This window comes from Clostridium sp. CTA-7, assembly GCF_054768095.1.
Map to the genome: position 1 here is coordinate 1 of NZ_BAAAAV010000012.1, position 21,243 is coordinate 21,243.

Consider the following 21,243-nt stretch of genomic DNA (forward strand, 5'->3'; position numbering starts at 1 on the left):
AGAAATGAGATAGACCGATATATGACTTATTATAATGAATATAGATATCAATGGAACTTAAAGAAGATGACTCCTGTTCAATACAGAAATCATCTTCTTAACTTAGCACGGTCTTTTTCATAATGTCCTTTACAAGGGGTACATTTTATTTAATAATACGGTATTTTGTTTATTAATTATATCTTATGATACTCTAAAATACATCTCTGGCGTATCTTCTTCAATAACCTTAAACTCATATCCTTTTTCTTTATAGTAATCTATTATCTTTGGAAGCGCCTCACAAGTATTCTTGTGCATATCTGTACAATGCATAAGTAAATTTATAGTTTGTAAATCTTCACTTCCCTTTGTTGCTTTTCTATATATTTTGCTAGGTGCTAGTTTTGGATTTAAGCCATCTGTAGAATCTGCATTCCAGTCATATATCTTAAAATCATTATCATGTAGTCTTTTTAAATATTTCTTATTTAAATGCTTATAACTCCCTCCAGGAAATCTAATTATATTTGGTGAAGTTCCTGTTACTCTGTTTATTTCATTACGACAATCAACCATTTCTTTTATAAATATCTCTTCACTACAATAAACGCAGTTATATTTATGACTAAATGTATGTAATCCTATGCTATGACCTTCATTATTAATTCTTTTTAATGTATCTTCTCTATCTTCAATTTGATTACCAATTACAAAAAATGTTGCTTTTACTTCTTTTTCTTTTAATGTATCTAAAATCTTATTTGTTACCTTATAACTTGGTCCATCATCAAAGGTTAAATATATAACTTTTTTATTATTACTATTCAGATTTGCATCAAACTCTTCATTATTTTCTATTATAGAATCTACAGATATGCTTGTCATATTTTGTGCATATATAAAAGCAATAAGAAATATACTTACAGAAAGAAATAAAAATTTCCTCAATTTATGCTCCAATTTATTTTCCTCCTTGTAACTTGATGTTTTTGTATTAATTAAAAAATTCATTACATCTTATGATTTACCTTTTTTCTTTTTTTATTTATGGTAATTTTAAACAATATGAAATTAAAAGGGTAGAAAGATTGTCTTCCTACCCTTTTTAAATCATTCTATTATTGAATAAATTTTTATTTACTTTATTTCTTGCTACAATTCTGGTTTTACTTCTGGCTTTGGATCTGGTTCCTTATCCGGTTCCTTATCTGGCTCCTTATCTGGTTCCTTATCCGGTTCCTTATCTGGCTCCTTATCCGGTTCCTTATCCGGTTCCTTATCTGGTTCCTTATCCGGTTCCTTATCTGGTTCTGGGTTTGGTTGTGGATCAGGCTGTGGCCTTATTACTTCTTCTAAAATATTATTTGAATTACTACTTCCTGTAGAGATATTACTACTATTATTTTCTATCAATTTATTGTTTTCTTCTTCATTTTTCTGTTCTTCTTCTTTCTTTGCTTTTTCTTCCTCTTCTTTCTTTGCTAATAAATCCTTATACAAATTTTCATAAAACAATAAATCTATATCGATATCATTTTCAGTCTTTTCTAAATCTATATTAGCATCCAACTCTTTTATCTTATCTTTTATGGAGTTTATCTTTTCAACTTTCTCATTTTTTATATCTTTCGCTTTATCTTCTTTTTCAGGAGCACTTACTTTTTTTGTGGTTACTTTTAGAGATAGATTTTTCTTATTTATGTTGTTAGAATAAATCATCCCTCCTATAATTACGGACATTAAAATTATTACTAAAGAAACACATAATCCTATTTTAATTTTTAAGTTTTCATTTATCACTTTAAGTAAACTTCTTATAAACTTCATAATTAATCCTCCGCTCAATGTCTTTACAATCTGCATCTCTACATTTTTCCACTTTTCCCCTTATATTTTAACAAAATATAGTATTAAATACAAATAAATATATAACATTTAGCTTGTTACTTCCTTATTCAATTTTAATATTAGATAAAATATACAACTAAAGAAATTTTTCATTTAAAAATACAACTTTTTCAATATTTTTATAACATTATGTATTTTTTATGATTTTTAGCAAATACTACTATTACATTTTAGATCATTATCTAAATTTATTTTAAGGAGGATTCTAAATGAAAAAATTTGTTTGTACCGTTTGTGGTTATATCCATCAAGGAGATACTCCACCTGAATTTTGTCCTGTTTGTAAAGTAGGACCTGAAAAATTCCAAGAAATTACTGATGAAATGAAATGGGCAGACCAACATAAAATTGGCACTTTAGCAGATATTGATTCTGATATTTTAGAAGGATTAAGAGCTAACTTCATAGGTGAATGTACTGAAGTTGGTATGTATTTAGCCATGTCTCGTCAAGCTGATAGAGAAGGATACCCTGAAGTAGCTGAAGCTTATAAAAGAATAGCCTACGAAGAAGCTGAACACGCTTCTAAGTTTGCTGAAATATTAGGTGAAGTTGTTGTTGCCGATACAAAAGCAAATTTACAAGCTAGAGTTGAAGCTGAATATGGTGCTTGTGATGGTAAGAAAAAGCTTGCTGATTTAGCTAAACAAAATAATCTTGATGCAATTCATGATACTGTTCATGAAATGTGTAAAGATGAAGCTAGGCATGGTTGTGCATTTAAAGGCTTGCTAGATAGATATTTTAATTAATAATTGTTAAAAAGGAGAGATTTTTATGCAAAAAATTTATTGTAGTGCAAATAATTGTTCTCATAATAAAGAAAATATTTGTTTTTCCAATCGTACAAATGTTGTTGGAAAAAATTCAGATAAAGAATGTGATACATGTTGTGCATCATTCTTAGATAGAGCTATTTACGGAAATTTAACTAATAATACTTATGATGAGGGTGAGCCTTGTAGTTGTTTAGTTTGTAAAGTTAACACTTGTAGATATAACGAAAATGAATTATGTTCATTAAATTCTATAAATGTTTCTGGTAGTGATGTTAAGTTCTATAGTGAAACTAATTGTGAAAGCTTTTCTAGAGAATAATATATAAAAAAATGATATCCAAAATTGGATATCATTTTTTTATTAAGGGGATAAATTATTAATTGCTAAACTGCGCTAACAACTATATAAATATATTACTATATCTTTATGTCAATATTGTTACAAAAGACATAAGAAAGTATTTCTTTTTTCTTAAGAAATTTAATTTTTATTAAGCTTGTCTAATTTTTTTTGAAGATTATAGATTCTTATATTTGATTTTAACTTAGCTATAAACAATTCCTCATCTATTGGTTTAGTTATAAAATCATCTGCTCCACTATCTAGTATTTTAGATAAAGCTTTATTACTATCTAATGCAGTTACGGCTATTATTGATGCATCTATATTATTCCTTCTTATTTTTCTAATAAGGTCTTTTCCAAATTCATTCTTCAATATAATATCGATTAGATATATATCATATTTTTTTCCGCTTTCTGTTAAAGATTTCCCGTCTTTATAATAGTCTACATTAGTTATTCCTCTAGATTTTAATATTTCTTTTTCTAAATCTATAAAAAAGTCATTATCTTCTACTATAGCTATAGCTACTTCTTGAAGATCCTTAATATACTCATCTTCTCTAAAAACAGTATCTAAATATTTTTTTATTTCTTCCTCTAAGTCTTTTTTTAATATGTACTCACTTATTCCAAGATTAATTAGGTCTTTTCTAGTATCTCCCATATCATCACTAGTTACTACAAATATAGGTATATCAAATTTTTTATCTATCTCTTTTATAAAGTCTTCGATACTTCCACATTTAGAATATAGTGATGTTATTATAAGACTAACATTTTGTGAATCTAAGATTTCTTTTGCTTCACAAAAATCTTTAACATTAATGTATCTATAACCCTTTTCTAAAACTATTCTCTCTACTAATTTAGAAAAGAAGCCACTTTGCTCAATATGTACTATATTACACATCTTATCTACCCCTTTTGCCATTATTTTAATTTTATTATACAGTAAAATCAAATATTTTTCTTTATTTTTTTAATATAATTTATTAATTTATTAACTTATTGATTTATTATTTACTTTATAATAAAAAAGTGAAGGAAGGAAATTATAAAAAGTTATCCACATAATAAACTTTTTATAATTTCCTAAAGAATAAAAAAGAGTGGTTATCCCACCCATTTATATACATATAAAAACAATAAAATCATTGCTACTCCTAAAATCACCCACAATATTGAATTAATAATTGTTTCTATTTTTTTATCCATACAAAACTCCTATTTATCATAATGATTTATTGCACTTTTTAGAAATTTAACTGTTTGAATAGGTACTTTTCCTATAGATGTTTCTCCTGCTAATAAAAATCCATCAACACCCATTTTTACAAACTTACTAATACTTTCAATTTCTGGCAAAGTAGCTGGATGTCCATTTTTCATACTATTTAATAAATGTGTTGCTATTATCACCTTTTTATTATTTCTTTTTATCATATTAATAGATTTTTCTTGAAGATCTACAGCATTTAGAATTCCTGCTTCTGGAACTAAATCTCCTCTTCCTATAACTATTGAGTTAGCTACTTTTAATATTTTCTCAAGATTATTTATTCCTCTTGGTGTTTCTACCTTAGCCCATAAATCACAACTATTCTTCTTAACTTCCTTAGAAATTAAATCTCTTACTAGATTTATATCATCTTCACTTTCAACAAATGATTGACATATAATATCTATATCGTTATTTAAAGCCCATAGTATGCTTTCTTTATCACTTTTACTTAAGCAATTTTTTTTATTATCTATATTAGATAGATTGCATCCTTTTCCTCCTCTTATAATTCCTCCTCTAAGAACCTTAGCCTTTACTAACCCTTTATCTACTTCAATAATTTCGAAATTCATTGAGTTATCCTTCATTGAAATGGACTTTATATCACTTTTTATTATTTCTTCTGTCTCTATTGTTAGAGGAATAAGCTTCATTTCCTTAAGTTTTGAAATCTCAATAATTTTATAAAAATCCTCTCCGCAAAAATATACTTCTTCTCCACTATAAATTTTATATATATAATCTAACTCTTTAGATACTCTTATTTTTTTTCCACACAAATCAACCAGTATATGTAAATCTCCTTTTATTTCTCTTGCTACCTTTACTACCTGCTCAAATTCTTCTTTATTAAAATGAGAACAATTTAATCTTAATATGTCTGCTCCATTTTCTATAAGTTCTTTAATAACCCATTTATCTGTAGATTTTGGTCCTATTGTTGCTATTATGTGCATAATACTCTCCCTATTATTGTTATTAATTATTTCTACTACGGAATTATTAATTTTATTACAAATATAAAATTATATAATTTCATAAAAATATGACATAAAACTATCTTTAGCAATTTTATGTCATATTTAAATCTCTCATAAACATTATTTCTCCAATTCATATTTCCAAATTAATTAATACATTAACTATCTCTTCTATATATAATTTTTCTATTGTACATTCATATTCTAAAGGTACTTTAATATATAAAGCTGGTGCATTTGTGTTCTTAAGTAAATAAAGATGCTCACCTATTTCACAAGTTATATTTTGAAAATTTTTACGAAAAATATTTTTTACCATTTCACTACATTTTTTAGACTTTTCGTTGTTATCATAAAATATCTCGCATTTTGAAATATCTCTATTGAATTCTATTCCAATATAAAAATCTATATTAGTTATATTTGCTATTACTACTTTTTTTAATAATGCTTGTCCTTGATTTTTATTTTCCTCTTGTGATAAGTTTACAATGAAATTGCCACTTTTTTTTAATTCCTGTGAAATAGCATTTAGAACTTTAGTATTATTTATATCTATTCCGTATTTCACCCTTCCTCCAAGGAAAATTATTATTAATCTATACTATTCTCTTTTAAGTAAAAATGTTCTAAACTCTTTCTTTACAGAATAAGTTTATATATAACTTATTATTTTAGGAGGCATATCGTGAAGAAACATTTTATTACTTGTATCCTTATAATGCTGATAGTCTTTCTACCTGGTTGCAATATTAATACAGCTCAATACATAAGGCCAAATACCAAACCTAATATTAATTACTATACAAATGAAATACATGAAAGACTTAACAACAAAGAACCTTATAATATTAAAATTTTTGATTTAGATATATATAAGTATTATAATGTTAGTCAGGAAGAACATAGCATTTTACCTGAATTTATAGATTCTTTAAACGAAAAAAATTATGATGCTGAGGTAGAAAAAGGACTTGTTCCTCAATATAAGTTAATAATAGAATTTTCAGATGCAAAATATATTATAAATGCATATAATGATAAGTTAGTTTCCTTGTACCCTTGGGATGGAATTTATGAAGAAGATGTCATTTCAATGGAGGAAGTTTCAGATTATTATAATTTATATAAATTTTGTGAGTATATAAAAAAGGTGTCAAATGGATTTGAAGGTTAAAAAAGACAGTATATAGATCTTGTGTAAAATCAAAATCTATATACTGTCTCTAATATTTTAATTTTTAATTTTTAATTTCTTCTAGCATTCTAAAAACTCTTTTTTTATTTAAAGGATGTATCATATTAGGAGCTATTTCATTTAATGGAGCTAGCACAAACTCTCTTTCTTCCATTCTAGGATGTGGTATTGTCACAAAATCATCGCTAGTTATTAAATCATCATAGAAAATAATATCTAAATCTATTACTCTTGGACCCCATCTTATTATTCTTTCTCTCTTCATATCTTTTTCTATATTTAATAATAAAGTCATAAGCTCTTTTGGATTTAATATAGTTTTTATTTCTATAACAGCATTTTTAAAACTATCTTGATTTTCATATCCCCAAGGTTCAGTTTCTATTATAGTTGATATCTTTGATACTTCTATTTCTTTATTATCTTTAATTTTTTCTATTGCCTTCTTTATATTTTCTTCTTTTTCTCCAATGTTACTACCTAATGCAATGTAAGCCTTATGCCAGCTTCTATTTATTTCTATTGCTGCTGTATCTAAATGCCTACCTATTGGAGCCCATGGCTTTTTTAATAATACTTTTATTCCTTTAACTAAATCATAATTATATAATACATACTCTGCTATTTTTTCTGCTGCTGTTTCTATTAAATCATAGCTTTCCTTTTGAAACTCCTTCTCTATATTATGGCAAAGCTCTCCATAATGAACTGACTTTGTTAAATCACCATTCTTAGATGCTTCACTTAAATCAACATGGAGCTCTAAAGATAATATGAATTTTTGACCTAAGGACTTTTCTTCATTAAAAACACCATGATTTGCAAATATCTCTACATCTTTTAAATATAATTTATCCATAGTTCCCCCCTATTTCATTTTTAGTATTTTATCTGTCATTATACAAGCTCTTTTATTTTCAACAATATCATGTACTCTAATAATATTGCAGCCTTTCATTATTCCCATAACTGTTGTTGCTATAGTTCCTTCTAATCTTTTAGTAACTGGAAGATCTAATGCAAAACCTATCATAGATTTCCTTGAAGTTGCAAGTAATACTGGATATCCCATTTTTACTATCTTCTCTAAGTTATTCATTACAATTAGATTTTCTTCATAACTCTTAGCGAAGCCTATACCTGGATCTAATATTATATTTTCTCTTTTTACTCCTGCATCTAAGGCTATATTTATACTTTCTATTAAATCCTCTAAAACATCCTTCATTAGATTTGTATATGGCTTTTCTTCTCTGTTATGCATTAATATACATGGAATATTATATTCAGCAGCCACTGTAGCCATATTACTATCCTTCTTAAAGCCCCATATATCATTTATTATATCTGCACCAGCTTTTATTGCTTCTTCAGCAGTTTTACTTTTATAAGTATCTATTGATATTATAACATCTAACTCTTTTTTTATAGCCTTTATTATTGGAACTACTCTTTTTATTTCTTCCTCTTCAGATACATATTCTGCTTCTGGCCTTGTTGATTCTCCTCCTATATCTATTATATCAACGCCTTCTTCTACCATTTCCTTTGCTCTTTTAACAGCTTCTTCAACTTCATTATATTTACCTCCATCAGAAAAAGAATCAGGTGTTGCATTTAGAATTCCCATTAAATATGTTCTTTCATCTAAATTAATAACTTTATTTCCTATCTTCATGCTTCTCTCCCCTTAAGGCATCTTCAAAAAATAAATAAGTCAGAATACTCGTCTATTTTGTGTTATACTGCGTCAACAGACCCCTTAGATAGTGCTACTATCTGCGGAACCTGTTTCCTTGTCTAACTCAAAATATACTTCCCATCTTTGACTTGTTATTTATTTTCATATGCCTAAGATTAATATTTTATAGTTTTATTTTTTTTATCCTCACTCCAATAGCACTCTTTATATGCCTTGCATTTAAAGCAATTTCTAGAGATCTTATCACTTACGTATATAATTTTTGAAAGCTCATCTTGGCTTTCTTTTCTATGTTCTTTTATACACTTAATTATTAATTCTTTATCAGCTTGACTAAAAGTTGTGTCTTTTAATATTTCTAGTGCTATTATAGCACTTCCTTCATGATGGTCTATCCCTTCATTATATTGAAGTACTCTTCCTATATCATGTAATAATGCTATTGAATATATTATCTCTTTATTATAATTTAACCCTTTTTCTAATACATCTATATAAGCAATTCTCGCTACATCTAAAAAATGTTCGAGAGTATGATTACAAAATTCTCTTTCTTTTTCTAATTCATTAAGCTCATCTAATAATTCTTTATACTTTGTATGATTTAGAATTTTATTGACATTTTCCAAAATTCTACCTCCTACTTTAGTAAACTTAATACTTCTCTTCTTAACTCATAATCTTCTTTAAAGGAGCCTCTATATGTAGTAGTAACAGTTTTTGTTCCTGGCTTTTTTACTCCTCTCATAGTCATGCACATATGTTCAGCTTCAATTACAACCATAACTCCTTCTGCATCTAAATATTTCATTATAGCATCAGCAATTTCAGTAGTTAATCTTTCTTGTAATTGTGGTCTCTTTGCATAAACTTCAACACATCTTGCAAGCTTTGAAAGGCCTGCAACTTTTCCCTTTGGAATATAAGCAATATGAGCTTTTCCATAGAAAGGAACAAGATGATGCTCACACATTGAATAAAAAGTAATATCTTTTTCTAATACTAAGTCATTACCTTCAACAGTAAAAGCTTTGGATAATTCTTCTTTTACTTCCTTGCCTATACCTGAAAATATTTCTTCATACATTCTAGCTATTCTATCAGGAGTATCTAAAAGCCCCTCTCTCTCTGTATCTTCTCCTATTCCCTCTAATATCAGTTTTACTCCTTGTAATATCTTTTCTTTATCTATCATTAATGCCCCTCCTAATTTTCTATTTTCAATTCGTATTTTTCTCTAATCTTTATTGTAACTTTATTTTCCTTTAAAATTTTATTATTAATTTTACTTATTCCCATTATGCCTAGTAAGCTATTTGTTATAAATATTTCATCCGATTCCATAACTTCATCTAAAGTTATTTCTTTTTCATATACCTCATAATTATTAATTATGAAATCTCTAACTATTCCTGGTAAAAGTCCACTCCTTACGTTAGGTGTGTACACTATATTGTCTTTTACTATAAAAATATTAGAAGTACTTCCTTCAGAAATATATCCTTTTTCGTTTAAAAATAGAACCTCATCATATCCCTCTTTTAAAGCAGATTCTCTCTCTAAAATATTATCTAAATAATTTATAGATTTTATATAAGTTATTTTAGATGTAGAATTTCTAATAATATTTGAAGTTTTTAATGAAAAGCCTCTTATATAGTCCCCACTTTTATATAACACTTCTCTAGGCTCTAATATTATATTTTTTTCAGTTACAACTATTTTTAATGCACAATTTTGTATATTTATTTCTTTTATTATGCTCATTATATAATTTTCTTCTAAAGGTTCTCCTATTTTTAAAATCTTAATACCATTATTTAACCTATTTATATGCTCTTTTAAAAATATAGGGGTCTTTTTTATAAGTATAGTCTCAAAAACTCCTCTTCCAAAAAAGAACCCACTATCTATATAAGCTTTATCATTTTTATAAATTAAATTTCTCATTATAATACCCTCATTAATGCTTTTGCTTTATCTAGTGTCTCATTATACTCATCTTCCTCTATGGAATCGTAGGTTATTCCTCCTCCTACTCCAAAGTAAGCTTTATTATCTTTTTTTATAATAGTTCTTATGGCTATATTAAAATCTGCATTACCTCTAAAATCAAAATATCCTATAGAACCTGTATAAAAATTTCTTTTAACCTTTTCTAACTCTTCAATTATTTCCATAGCTCTAATTTTAGGAGTTCCTGTTATAGAACCTCCTGGAAAACATTCTTTTATGCACTTTACTGCTGATACATTATCTTTTAATTCTCCCTCTACAGTAGAAACTAAATGAAATACAGTTGCATATGTTTCAAGCTTAAATAATTCTGTTACCTTTACTGAATGTGGCTTACAAACCTTACTTAAATCATTTCTTTCAAGATCTACCACCATTAATAGCTCTGCTTTATCTTTTTCACTATTCATAAGCTCTAAACTATTTCTAAGATCCTCTTCTTTATTACTTCCTCTAGGTCTTGTACCTTTTATTGGTCTTGTAACTACCTTCCCTTTATTTATTTCCATAAATCTCTCTGGGGAAGAGCTTATTACTTGAAAATCTTCAAAATTCATATAAGCTGCAAAAGGAGCCTTGTTTATAGTTCTTAGCTTCTTATATATTTCAAAAGAACCCTCTTTGTTTTCTGTGTAAAATCTCTGAGTTAAATTAGCTATATACACATCACCACTTATAATATAATTTTTTAATTTAGTAATAGCTTTTTTATATTCCTCTTTTTCAAAGTTAGATATAAAAATTTTATTGCTTTCCTCAAAGGTTTCTTCTATTATTTCCCGGGCAAACTTTATCTTTTCTTCTATTAAATCAATTTCTTTATCCCAGTTATTATCACTAATTGATGTTATATATTGTTTATTTTTATCTAAATCAAAAATTATTATATTTTTATAAAATATAAACTTCATATCGCTTATATTAAAATCTTCACTACTCGTATTAGGAAGATTTTCTATAATTCTTCCTGTATCATATGAAATATATCCTATTGCACCTGATATAAATGGAATATTATCATAATTCTTAGAATTACATTTATACTTATCTAAAAGCTCATCTAAAACATTAAATGGGTCTCCACTAACCGATTTTTTATTTATAAAAGTTTCTTTTCCTTTGGATTCAAAAATTAGAAATGGATTTATACCTATAAATGAAAATTTAGATAAAACTTTATCTTCTTTAGATGAATCTAATAATACTGTATTAACCTCATCTTTGAAAATATTATATACCTCAAGAGGATTAAAACTTATTTTTACTTCTCTTACTTTAATCATCTATACCCCCTTAAAGCTCTTGCTATATCTATAAAATTTTTTATTATTTTATGACCTTCCTCTGTCATTTCTGCCTCAGGATGAAATTGTACGCCGTATATAGGATATTCTTTATGCTTTACTCCCATTATTACTCTATCTTCTGTATAGCAAGTTACTTCTAAATCCTTACTAATATCTCTATCATCTATTATTAATGAATGATATCTTGTAACTCTTAATGGATTTTTTACATCTTTAAATATATCTTTATTTGAATGTTTAATATAGCTTATTTTTCCATGAACTGGTTCTTTCCCTTTAATTACTGAACTTGAAAAGTAGTGTCCTATACATTGATGTCCTAAACATATTCCAAGAATAGGCTTAACTCCTTTAAAGCTATGTATAATATCTAATGATATTCCTGCATCTTTTGGAGCTTTAGGGCCTGGAGATATTATTATTCCATCTATATCTAAGGACTTTATTTCTTCTATTGTCATTTTATCATTTCTATATATTAAAACCTCTTCACCTAGCTCTTCTATATATCTAACTAAATTAAACACAAAAGAATCATAATTATCTATCATTAAAAGCATAAATCTCCTCCATGTTTTGTGTTAAAAGTCATGTCATTGTGTTAAAATATTTTTAATGAATAAATTATATCATAATAATATAAAAGTTTGAAATTTAAACTTCTATATTATATTTATTGAAAGGAGCACTATATGTTTAAATGTGATTTACATATTCACTCTATTTGCTCTGATGGTAGATTTACTCCGAGAGATATAGTAAAGATGGCAAAAGATAAGAATTTAGACTATGTTTCATTAACGGATCACGATACATTAACTGGAATAGAGGAAGCTTTAAATGAAGCTAATAAACTTGGTATTAATTTTATCCCAGGTATTGAGCTATCAACAGAACACAATGGAGAATCAATTCATGTTTTAGGTTTTTTTAATAAAAGTACTTATAACAATCCTGAATTAAATAATATATTAAATGAATTTAAAGAAAAAAGAATTAGTAGAGCTTATAAAATTGTAGATAATCTTAAAAAATATCATAATATTGAAATTGATATAGATAAAGTTTTATCTAATGGAAAAGATACTATAGCTAGACCTCACATAGCTAAAGCTATAATAGATGCTGGATATCCTTATGATCATGAATATATTTTTAATAACTTTATAGGAAATAATTGTCCTGCTTATATTCCATCTACAAAACTTTCTACAAAGGAAGGTATTGAGTTGTTAAAAAAATACAATGCTTTAACTTTTTTAGCTCATCCACTACATGTTAGAAAAACGCCAATTGAAGATTTATTAAAGCTTGGGTTTGATGGCTTAGAAGCTATTTATTTTAGAAACACTAAAGCCCATACAAAAAGATTTTTAAAATTAGCTAAAGAAAAGAATTTATTTATTTCATGTGGTTCTGATTGTCATGGTATTCCTAATGATAAAAGTCATGGAAATGTTGGAGATGTGCATATCCCTCAAGAAGATTGGATACTTTCAATGTTAGATTGGTTAAAACTACAGGCTTAATTGCCTGTAGTTTCATTTTTTTTATTAGTGTAGTAATAAAACACAATGCTTATTAAAAGAACTGATATGCCACCTAAAATAATTATTATATAAGCCTCAATGTTTTGAAGTAAAACCCCAGAAATCAAATAAGAAAAAGGAACAACTATTTTCACTATACTTATTGTAATACTCATAGATCTAGCTCTATACTCCTCATCAATCTTAGTTTGCATATTATATGAAAATGGAATATCAACTAAAGATATACATACTCCCATAAAAATCATTACAATTGAATAATAAATAATATATATATTTGTATTATTTATGTTGTCTTCAAATAATAAAGGTATTGATAACAATATTATATTTATAGACATTAATATTCCCACTATAGAAAATATACTATTTATCTTATATCTTGATATTACATTTTTAACCACAAATGCTCCTACTATCATTCCTACAGGAATTGAACCTTGAATTATCCCAAAACCTTTTGATGATAACTCTAATATATTATTTAATATAATTGGCATAGGAATAGTAACTGAGAAAGATATAAAGAAGTTAAATATTATAAATATTATCAGCATATTGATAATATACTTTTGAGTTATTAAATACTTAAATCCCTCTTTTATATCTTTTATATAATTTATTTTATTCTTATCAATAAATATATCTTTCTCTTGGTTTTTAGAATATTTAAAATCAATAAATACTTCTAGAAATGCTGAAAATATAAATGATATTGAATTGAATAATATAAAGCTTTTTATATTAAAGGCGGAGAAAATTATTCCACCTATAATAGGGCCTAGTATAGATGATGTTGAGTCTATTATTCTACTTCCAGAATTAATATTAACTATTTTTTCTCTAGATACAATATTAGGTATAGATGCTCCTATACTGATATCAAATATTATATTTATACTTGTTATAACAAAAGTACTTAAATAAATTACCCCTATACTTAACCCCTTTAAAATACTAATTAAATATATACTAAATAGAAACAATCCATTTAATAAATCAGCTATAACAACTAACTTTTTCCTATCATATTTATCAGCAATTACTCCTGCAATTGGATTTAATATAATTACAGGTAATATACTTAAAATCAATGTAGTCGAAAAACTAAGACTAGATCCAGTTATCTTTAATACATATAAACTCATTGCAAAAGTATATATAGATGTCCCGAATATTGATATAAATCGTCCTATATAGAATAAAATTATATTTTTATACTCCTTATTTTTTAAATAAATCATTTAATCACCTCTACCTAAATTCTATAATATAGTCTCTACAAAACATCAATACTAAATAAAGTCTTTTTTTCATGAATATAATAAAAAAGGTAGGGTTAACCCTACCTTTTGCCAAAAAATAAATAGCTATATACTTCTTCATTATCTGAAAAATAGTCTTCATATACACTAGGCTTATTCAAATAATTTGATTTTATATCTGATATCATATTAAAGTTATTTTCTTTTAATTTGCTTTTAATGTAATTAATATTAAAATTCTTTCTATTTTCTTCTTTAATAGAATTAGTTAAAGAGAACTTTTTAAATAAAATATATGATAAGAAAACATAGGAATCTTCTTTTAAATATTTTAATATGTCTTTAATAGAAAAATCATTTTTATCAAACCAGTAGTTGCTACTACCTGCACAATCTAAAAGCAAATCAACAGATTCTCTTTTTATTGGAATAAATTTAAAATCTGTACAAATAAACATTATATTCTTTTTTACATTGCTTTTTTCAATTAAGTTTTTTAAATAAATGTGTTTTTGAATATCATTATCTATAGCTATATATAAACTGCTACTATCTAAATTATCATATAAGTTTCTTAAAAGAAATCCTAGTCCACTACCTATTTCTAAAATTACTTTATCTTTGAAATCAATATCACATAACTTGTTATATGTCCAATTCAAGTCTTTTCTAATATTTAAAATATGATTTTCATCTGTTTCTTTTATATAATTTTCGATAACATTTTTACATTTTTCACTATCTTTATTTATTAAATTCTCTTGTACAATTAATATTCCAGAATTTATTTTATATCTTTTTCCACATAAGCATCTTAAGCTTCCATCTAATATTTGATTGTTTTTTATATTTGCTTCTTCTAAATCTAGCTTCCCTCCACAATCAATACACTGTAATAAATCTAATTTTTTTATATCAACTCCAATATTAAAATTACTTTTTATTTTTCTTTTATTAATTTCACTTAGCTTATCAATTAATTTGGTTTCTATTATTTTTAACTCATCTATTCTTTTACTTATTTCTTCATTCTTTAGTTTAAATATATCTTGTAAGAATCCATTTTGTTCTTCATTACTAAGTTTTCCTAGTGTTTCATAAATAAATATAGACTTTATTTCATTTAATGTAAAACCTAATGATTTTAATTCTAATATATTAGTTAAGTCATCTTGACATTTCCTATTAAATTCATATTGAGCTCCTTTTTTATATGGTACAATAAGCCCTAAATCCATATAATGTCTTGTTGTTTCTATACTTATATTATTTATCTTGCTAAATTCCCCAATTTTCATACCAATTCTCACTTTATAATATTTTATTAAATTTTAAATTATGTCTATTTAATTTTATCTTTAAATGGTATCTATTTGCAAATATTTTTAATAAATAAAATAGAGATAATATACCCTTTACTTAAAATATAATATCTCTATAACTTAATTAATTATTTGTTTTTATCTTTTAATTCATCTTTATTAACCTTATCATCTCTAAACCATTTGCATTCAGTAGTAGGATTATTTAATATACCTAATGCAACTAATATAGATAACACAGTATTAGCTATTGCTTGATACCCTTCTGGTACTACTTTAACTCCAAATGTACTTAAAATCATGGGTATTAACGCAATTATAGAAACCCATAGACCATAATTTTTAAATCTTGACCAATCGAAGTTCATGATAAATACCTCCTGTATACTATATATTTTATTCACAAAAGTGTAGTTATGTGAATAAAAAAAGTGGACATATATAAGTTTACTTATTCCGTCGCTCTGCTACAAATCAACGCAAACTTATATATGTCCACTTCCAAACTGAAGGTAAGGAAAGTATAAAATAAATCTATTTTTTAAATACAATCGCTAAAAGTCTTAAATATTCATATTTTCAAAGCTTTAAACTTTTATACTTTCCTAAATATTTTTATACTTCTTCTAAAAAGGCTTTATAGCCTCTCATAGTTTCATAAATATCTACTTTACTAGCTATTTCCCATGGAGCATGCATATTTTGAAGAGCTACTCCACAATCTATAACTTCCATATTATACTCTGCTAATATATAAGCGATTGTTCCACCGCCACCTTGGTCTACTTTACCAAGTTCAGCTGTTTGGAAAGAAACATCGCTCTTATCCATAACATTTCTAAGCCATGCCATAAATTCTGGATTTGCATCATTACATCCTGATTTACCCCTCGCTCCTGTATATTTACTAAATACAAAACCTTTTCCAAAGTATGCTGAATTTTTCTTTTCCATAACAGATGGATAATTAGGGTCATATGCAGCTGTTACGTCAGCTGATAGCATTTTAGAATTAGCTAAAGCTCTTCTTAATTTTAATCCTGAATACTCTCCTAGCCTATCCATAACCTCTGCTACTACATTTTCAAAGAATTTTGAGTGCATCCCAGTTGCACCATTACTTCCCACTTCTTCTTTATCTACTAACAAAACAACTGATGTGTATTTAGTTTGATCTAAGTCTAAAAGTGCCATTAATGAAGTATATGCACAAACTCTATCATCTTGGCCATAAGCCATAACCATACTTCTATCTAATCCATAGTCTCTTGCTCTTCCTGCTGGAACAACTTCAATTTCTGCTGATAAGAAATCTTCTTCTTCAAAATCATACTTTTCTTTTAAAAGTTTAAGTATATTTGCTTTAACAGCATCTTTTTCTTCTCCTTCTAGCGGCATATTTCCTACTAAAAGGTTTAAATCTTCACCTTCAATAACTACATTGGCTTTCTTTTGCATTTGATCTCCTGATAAGTGTATTAAAAGATCAGATATTCCTACAACTGGATCATTATTATCTTCACCTATAACTACGTCTATTTTTGTTCCATCTTTTTTAACAACTACTCCATGTAAAGCTAGAGGCAAAGTAACCCATTGATACTTTTTAACTCCACCATAATAATGAGTTTCCATCATAGCAAGATCTGAATCTTCATATAATGGATTTTGTTTTAAGTCTAATCTTGGGGAATCAACATGAGATCCTATTATCCTCATTCCTTTTTCTATAGGCTCTTGCCCTATAAGAAATAATGCTAAAGCTTTATCTTTATTATTTATAAAAACCTTATCACCAGGATTTAAGCTTTCTCCATTTTCTATAACTTCTTCTAAATCTCTATATCCAAGAGCTATTGCCATATCTATACTTGTTAAAACACACTCTCTTTCTGTTTTACATATAGACATATAATCTATATACCCATTACAGAAATCAAATAACTCTTCTTTTTTATCCTCCATATACTTTAACCAAGGATTTTTTTTATCTTCTTTTTTGCCCATAATTAGCCCTCCTAAATTTATTTATCATAAAATATTATAGATTTAATTATGTAAATTATTACTCTACTATTTTATCCATTCTACTTTCTATTATGTCTACAGGTGTTACATCTGACATAAGTGAGTGTCTATAATTTACAGCTGCAGCTTCTATTATTACTGCAATATTTCTTCCTGGTCTTACTGGTACTCTAAGTCTTTTTACTTTAACCCCTAAAATATCTTGACGTTCATCATTTAACCCCAATCTATCGTAATCTCCATCATCCTTCCAATGTTCAAAGTGCATTAGTAATTTTATATCTTTTTCTTGAAGTACAGAGCTTAAACCGTATAATGATGCTACATCTATTATTCCAATCCCCCTAACTTCAAGCATACCTATAGTTATTCTCGGAGACGTACCTATAAGCTCTCCATCTATTTCCTTTATATCTACCGCATCATCAGTTACTAATCTATGTCCTCTTTTTATAAGTTCAAGAGCAGTTTCACTCTTTCCTATACCGCTTTCACCTGTTATTAAAATACCTATACCATACACATCTACTAACACTCCATGAAGTCTAGTTTCTGGAGCTAATTCTCCCGCAAGGTATATAGTTAATTTACTCATAAATTTAGTTGTTACTAATTTAGTTCTTATCAACCAGACCTTATTTTTTTGAGCTGATTTAAGTAGTTCTTCTTGTGGCTCTAAATCTCTTGTTATCATTAAGCATTTTAAATTAAAACTAAAATATTTATCTATTCTTTTTTTACGTAATTCAATCCCCATAGCTTCTAGAAAGCTCCATTCTGCTTTACCTATTACCTGTATTCTCTCTGGGGCAAAATAGTTGTAAAATCCCGATAGCTGCAAACCTGGCCTATTTATATCATTAACAAAGATCTCTACATTTTTTTCACCTTCTACCAATACTTCCATATCAAAATCTTTTATTAATTTTTCAACTGTAACTGACAATTTTATCACCCTTCAATTAATTTCTTTTTTTCGGTTCTACTGTTTCTAATTGAGCTCTAAAGTTACTTTTTACACTATCTATATATCTTCTTCTTAAAATTTGTTGTTCTTCCTTTTCTGAGTCATTTAATCCTTCTTCTTTGCTTTTCTTATAAAGCTCATTAATTCTTTTAATTACATCATCCATTTTCATGTTTTGATAGTCCATCTTTAGTTCTCCTTTTCATTATTTAAATTTAAGTCTTTATTATATTTTAACCTCTATTTTAGTCAATATCAACTTATATAATTTCGACAAATGATAATATTTACATTTTTTATGAAAATATTTACTTCTCTATTTTTTGTAATTTATTACTTAATACGTCATATAATATAAGATTTTTCAGTAAAATTATATATAAATTTGTTGTTATTTGTTTTATGAATTCATTTTACATTATTATACTTTTTGGTATAATATTGTTATAACGAGATGTAATTTGTAAATAGATGGAGGTGCTACTAAATGATAAAGAAATGTAGAAGACAAATACTAATTAAGAAAGCTATACTTAACTTCTTACTAAGATATCTTTCTCCAAGTAATAGACTGATAATTTATCTTTCACAAGACTTGGACAAGCTTATCAGTAAATCACAAAAAAATATATATAAAAAGTATATTAGAAAATATTTTGGTAGCAACACTTTAAAAAAGGTTGCTTAAATATTTTACTAAATATTTAATATGTATTGTAATAACTACTTTATTTTATTTTATAAATTATTCAAATACTAATTTCTTATAAAAATAAAAAATATAAAAACTTTTTAAATTTATTTTAAAAAGTTTTTATATTTTTAAACAAAAAACACCTCATTACTGAGGTATTAATATCAAATATGTCCCAACATGCCATTCACTTAAATATTCATACCTGCTTCTCGCAGGTGGGTTAAACTCACCAATCCTCTGCCTTCTCCTGCCACTTAAAGTGAATTACTGAAGCCTGACATCGTCAAGGATGTTGTAAATCCCGTATATTCAATGTAGGTTGAATATTTTAAGCTTAGCGTACATCTCAGGATTTATTATGATTTAATTATAGCATAAATTATATCATATTCAATAGAAATTTTTACACATAGATATATATCTTAGCAAACAAATTCTTTTGCTACATCTTCTATAGATATGTCACTATCTTCTTCTGTGAATAATGCCATGAATTTAAGTCCTTCAAAATTTGATGGATCCATTTGAAAAGCCATCACCTCTCCTAATATTTCTAACTCTTCTACTATCTCTTCTATAATGTCTACCACTTCATCATTTCCATATTCATAAAGATATGGAAGAAAGTATTCAGTGTACCATTCACTGCTTTCTTCTTCATAATCACTTTCCTCATTTGAGTAGCTTCTAGCAGCATTTAAAACATCTTCATCAAACTCAAACAGAAATTTTACTAAAAACATTTCCTCTTCATTTTTTAGCTCTTCAATGTCTGACAATAAGTTTTCATCTAACATACTTATAATTTTATCAATTTTCATAATTTACCTCCTGAGATTAATATAATAATTTTCTATATTCTTTTTTTACAGCTAAAAATTCCTTATCATCTTCTACTAAATTTAATTCCTCTTTTCCATCTACTTCATCTACTCTAAATACATATACATCTTCAGAATTAACATCATCTATTGGAGCTAAAAGTAAATATTCTGTTTCCTCTAAATAAATCTTAGCTATTGCTTCAAATTCAACTTTATTTCCCTCTTCATCTAGGAATGTCATTATTTGCTTCTCTTCCTCATTTATGTTTAAATCTTTTTTATCCATTTTTATTCTCCTTTGAATTAAGTTATTCTCTAATATTTTATATTCAAAAAATCTTTTTTACCACTATTTTTTTATATTTTTTTATTTTTATCTTCTTATTTGTCTTAGTCATATTTTGTAACTATATGATTATTTTTTTCATATTATGAATTAATAATAATTTCAGAGGATAAATTTATGTTAGAAACAATACTATTAGTTTTATCTGTATCTATAGATTCATTCCTGGCAAGTATTGCATATGGAACTAATAAAATAAAAATTCCTCTAACATCTGCTCTTATAATAGATATAATATCAGCAAGTATGTTAGGGGTTTCTCTTGTAATTGGGGGATTTATACAAAATTATATTTCTATTAATGTTGCAAAAATAGCAAGTTTCCTTATACTTTTTGCTTTAGGCATATATAGACTTTTTGAAAGTCTACTTAAATCATATATAAAAAAAAATTCAAACAAACCTTCTCCTTTAACCTTCAAATTATTTGATTTCAATTTTGTTCTTCAAGTATATGCTGATGAAACAAAAGCAGATTTTGATAAATCCAAAATACTTACTTCTAAAGAAGCTTTTTATCTGGCTTTTGCTCTTTCTTTAGATAGTCTAGCAGTTGGATTTGGTAGTAGCCTTATTTCTATTAATTATATTCAAGTTTTTATTGTTGCTCTTTTCATAGGAATTATAGCAATACTCCTCGGATCATTTATGGGAAGAAAATTTGTTGAAAGTACAAATCTAAACCTTTCATGGCTATCAGGTACAATGCTTATTATTTTTGCTTTTTTAAGAGTATTTTAAAAGC

Annotated in this window: 27 protein-coding genes; 7 read left to right on the top strand and 20 right to left on the bottom strand. The window is 26.4% G+C overall.

Annotated elements, in window-relative coordinates; all coding sequences use genetic code 11:
• Window positions 1-123: IS3 family transposase (locus ACYUEX_RS17510; protein WP_460289367.1), on the top strand; the 123-nt coding region annotated here is incomplete at its 5' end.
• A 60-nt stretch (window positions 124-183) separates the two neighbouring features.
• Here the strand turns inward: ACYUEX_RS17510 and ACYUEX_RS17515 are convergent.
• Complete coding sequence (locus ACYUEX_RS17515; protein WP_460289298.1) at window positions 184-942, bottom strand: polysaccharide deacetylase family protein; 759 nt, start codon at window positions 940-942, stop codon at window positions 184-186.
• Window positions 943-1,134: 192 nt separating this feature from the next.
• Window positions 1,135-1,809 (bottom strand): hypothetical protein, encoded by a 675-nt coding sequence (locus ACYUEX_RS17520; protein ID WP_460289299.1) that lies wholly within the window; start codon window positions 1,807-1,809, stop codon window positions 1,135-1,137.
• 290 nt (window positions 1,810-2,099) lie between these two features.
• Here ACYUEX_RS17520 and ACYUEX_RS17525 point away from each other — a divergent pair, with 290 nt between their 5' ends.
• Together ACYUEX_RS17525 and ACYUEX_RS17530 are read left to right on the top strand one after the other, a co-directional pair.
• On the top strand, window positions 2,100-2,642 hold the full coding sequence (locus tag ACYUEX_RS17525; RefSeq protein ID WP_460289300.1) for an NADH peroxidase: 543 nt from the start codon (window positions 2,100-2,102) through the stop codon (window positions 2,640-2,642).
• 25 nt (window positions 2,643-2,667) lie between these two features.
• Window positions 2,668-2,988 (top strand): DUF1540 domain-containing protein, encoded by a 321-nt coding sequence (locus tag ACYUEX_RS17530; RefSeq protein ID WP_460289301.1) that lies wholly within the window; start codon window positions 2,668-2,670, stop codon window positions 2,986-2,988.
• Window positions 2,989-3,150: 162 nt separating this feature from the next.
• On the opposite strand, the gene ACYUEX_RS17535 is transcribed toward ACYUEX_RS17530, so the two are convergent.
• The 3 genes from ACYUEX_RS17535 to ACYUEX_RS17545 all read right to left on the bottom strand — a co-directional run bounded on the left by ACYUEX_RS17535 (window position 3,151) and on the right by ACYUEX_RS17545 (window position 5,847).
• Window positions 3,151-3,924: a response regulator gene (locus ACYUEX_RS17535; RefSeq protein WP_411168200.1), complete on the bottom strand. Its 774-nt coding sequence runs from the start codon at window positions 3,922-3,924 to the stop codon at window positions 3,151-3,153.
• 314 nt (window positions 3,925-4,238) lie between these two features.
• Window positions 4,239-5,252, bottom strand: a complete 1,014-nt coding sequence (locus tag ACYUEX_RS17540) for a pyruvate kinase (protein WP_460289303.1) — start codon at window positions 5,250-5,252, stop codon at window positions 4,239-4,241.
• 157 nt (window positions 5,253-5,409) lie between these two features.
• A complete protein-coding gene (locus ACYUEX_RS17545) occupies window positions 5,410-5,847 on the bottom strand; it encodes a hypothetical protein (RefSeq protein WP_460289304.1) in 438 nt (145 codons plus the stop codon).
• Window positions 5,848-5,964: 117 nt separating this feature from the next.
• Between ACYUEX_RS17545 and ACYUEX_RS17550 the strand changes: the two genes are divergently transcribed.
• Window positions 5,965-6,453 (top strand): DUF4883 family protein, encoded by a 489-nt coding sequence (locus tag ACYUEX_RS17550; RefSeq protein WP_460289305.1) that lies wholly within the window; start codon window positions 5,965-5,967, stop codon window positions 6,451-6,453.
• Between the two features lie 64 nt (window positions 6,454-6,517).
• Here the strand turns inward: ACYUEX_RS17550 and folK are convergent, their stop codons facing one another.
• From folK to ACYUEX_RS17585, 7 genes are all read right to left on the bottom strand, one after another.
• A complete protein-coding gene (gene folK, locus ACYUEX_RS17555) occupies window positions 6,518-7,333 on the bottom strand; it encodes a 2-amino-4-hydroxy-6-hydroxymethyldihydropteridine diphosphokinase (protein WP_460289306.1) in 816 nt (271 codons plus the stop codon).
• Window positions 7,334-7,342: 9 nt separating this feature from the next.
• Complete coding sequence (folP, locus tag ACYUEX_RS17560; RefSeq protein ID WP_460289307.1) at window positions 7,343-8,152, bottom strand: dihydropteroate synthase; 810 nt, start codon at window positions 8,150-8,152, stop codon at window positions 7,343-7,345.
• A gap of 179 nt (window positions 8,153-8,331) precedes the next feature.
• Window positions 8,332-8,805, bottom strand: coding sequence for an HD domain-containing protein (locus ACYUEX_RS17565; RefSeq protein WP_460289308.1), 474 nt, complete (start codon window positions 8,803-8,805; stop codon window positions 8,332-8,334).
• 11 nt (window positions 8,806-8,816) lie between these two features.
• The gene (gene folE, locus ACYUEX_RS17570; protein WP_460289309.1) at window positions 8,817-9,371 is read right to left on the bottom strand and encodes a GTP cyclohydrolase I FolE; all 555 of its coding nucleotides are present in this window, start codon (window positions 9,369-9,371) and stop codon (window positions 8,817-8,819) included.
• A gap of 11 nt (window positions 9,372-9,382) precedes the next feature.
• The gene (locus ACYUEX_RS17575) at window positions 9,383-10,126 is read right to left on the bottom strand and encodes an aminotransferase class IV (RefSeq protein ID WP_460289310.1); all 744 of its coding nucleotides are present in this window, start codon (window positions 10,124-10,126) and stop codon (window positions 9,383-9,385) included.
• Window positions 10,126-11,475 carry an aminodeoxychorismate synthase component I gene (gene pabB / locus ACYUEX_RS17580; RefSeq protein ID WP_460289311.1) on the bottom strand — a complete coding sequence of 450 codons (1,350 nt, stop codon included), beginning with the start codon at window positions 11,473-11,475 and terminating at the stop codon, window positions 10,126-10,128. Before pabB ends, ACYUEX_RS17575 begins: the two co-directional genes overlap by 1 nt.
• On the bottom strand, window positions 11,472-12,059 hold the full coding sequence (locus tag ACYUEX_RS17585; RefSeq protein WP_460289312.1) for an anthranilate synthase component II: 588 nt from the start codon (window positions 12,057-12,059) through the stop codon (window positions 11,472-11,474). The genes pabB and ACYUEX_RS17585 overlap by 4 nt, the downstream gene beginning before the upstream one ends.
• A gap of 132 nt (window positions 12,060-12,191) precedes the next feature.
• Between ACYUEX_RS17585 and ACYUEX_RS17590 the strand changes: the two genes are divergently transcribed.
• Window positions 12,192-13,028 (top strand): PHP domain-containing protein, encoded by an 837-nt coding sequence (locus ACYUEX_RS17590; RefSeq protein ID WP_460289313.1) that lies wholly within the window; start codon window positions 12,192-12,194, stop codon window positions 13,026-13,028.
• On the opposite strand, the gene ACYUEX_RS17595 is transcribed toward ACYUEX_RS17590, so the two are convergent.
• From ACYUEX_RS17595 to ACYUEX_RS17620, 6 genes are all read right to left on the bottom strand, one after another.
• Window positions 13,025-14,293, bottom strand: coding sequence for an MFS transporter (locus ACYUEX_RS17595; RefSeq protein ID WP_460289314.1), 1,269 nt, complete (start codon window positions 14,291-14,293; stop codon window positions 13,025-13,027). The genes ACYUEX_RS17590 and ACYUEX_RS17595 overlap by 4 nt on opposite strands.
• Window positions 14,294-14,394: 101 nt before the next feature.
• Window positions 14,395-15,612 (bottom strand): MerR family transcriptional regulator, encoded by a 1,218-nt coding sequence (locus ACYUEX_RS17600; RefSeq protein WP_460289315.1) that lies wholly within the window; start codon window positions 15,610-15,612, stop codon window positions 14,395-14,397.
• 152 nt (window positions 15,613-15,764) lie between these two features.
• Complete coding sequence (locus ACYUEX_RS17605; protein ID WP_460289316.1) at window positions 15,765-16,004, bottom strand: phage holin; 240 nt, start codon at window positions 16,002-16,004, stop codon at window positions 15,765-15,767.
• 247 nt (window positions 16,005-16,251) lie between these two features.
• Window positions 16,252-17,643, bottom strand: a complete 1,392-nt coding sequence (locus ACYUEX_RS17610) for an aminopeptidase (protein ID WP_460289317.1) — start codon at window positions 17,641-17,643, stop codon at window positions 16,252-16,254.
• A 58-nt stretch (window positions 17,644-17,701) separates the two neighbouring features.
• Entirely contained in the window at window positions 17,702-18,610 is a 909-nt protein-coding gene (hprK, locus tag ACYUEX_RS17615; RefSeq protein ID WP_460289368.1) for an HPr(Ser) kinase/phosphatase, read from the bottom strand.
• 16 nt (window positions 18,611-18,626) lie between these two features.
• On the bottom strand, window positions 18,627-18,818 hold the full coding sequence (locus tag ACYUEX_RS17620) for a DUF896 domain-containing protein (RefSeq protein WP_291651300.1): 192 nt from the start codon (window positions 18,816-18,818) through the stop codon (window positions 18,627-18,629).
• A gap of 300 nt (window positions 18,819-19,118) precedes the next feature.
• On the opposite strand from ACYUEX_RS17620, the gene ACYUEX_RS17625 reads away from it, so the two are divergent.
• Window positions 19,119-19,319 carry a hypothetical protein gene (locus tag ACYUEX_RS17625; RefSeq protein WP_411168216.1) on the top strand — a complete coding sequence of 67 codons (201 nt, stop codon included), beginning with the start codon at window positions 19,119-19,121 and terminating at the stop codon, window positions 19,317-19,319.
• Window positions 19,320-19,750: 431 nt separating this feature from the next.
• On the opposite strand, the gene ACYUEX_RS17630 is transcribed toward ACYUEX_RS17625, so the two are convergent.
• Together ACYUEX_RS17630 and ACYUEX_RS17635 are read right to left on the bottom strand one after the other, a co-directional pair.
• Window positions 19,751-20,149 carry a hypothetical protein gene (locus ACYUEX_RS17630; RefSeq protein ID WP_460289318.1) on the bottom strand — a complete coding sequence of 133 codons (399 nt, stop codon included), beginning with the start codon at window positions 20,147-20,149 and terminating at the stop codon, window positions 19,751-19,753.
• A gap of 16 nt (window positions 20,150-20,165) precedes the next feature.
• Entirely contained in the window at window positions 20,166-20,438 is a 273-nt protein-coding gene (locus ACYUEX_RS17635; protein ID WP_411168218.1) for a DUF1292 domain-containing protein, read from the bottom strand.
• A gap of 177 nt (window positions 20,439-20,615) precedes the next feature.
• On the opposite strand from ACYUEX_RS17635, the gene ytaF reads away from it, so the two are divergent.
• Window positions 20,616-21,239 (top strand): sporulation membrane protein YtaF, encoded by a 624-nt coding sequence (gene ytaF / locus ACYUEX_RS17640; protein ID WP_460289319.1) that lies wholly within the window; start codon window positions 20,616-20,618, stop codon window positions 21,237-21,239.
• Window positions 21,240-21,243: the final 4 nt, after the last annotated feature.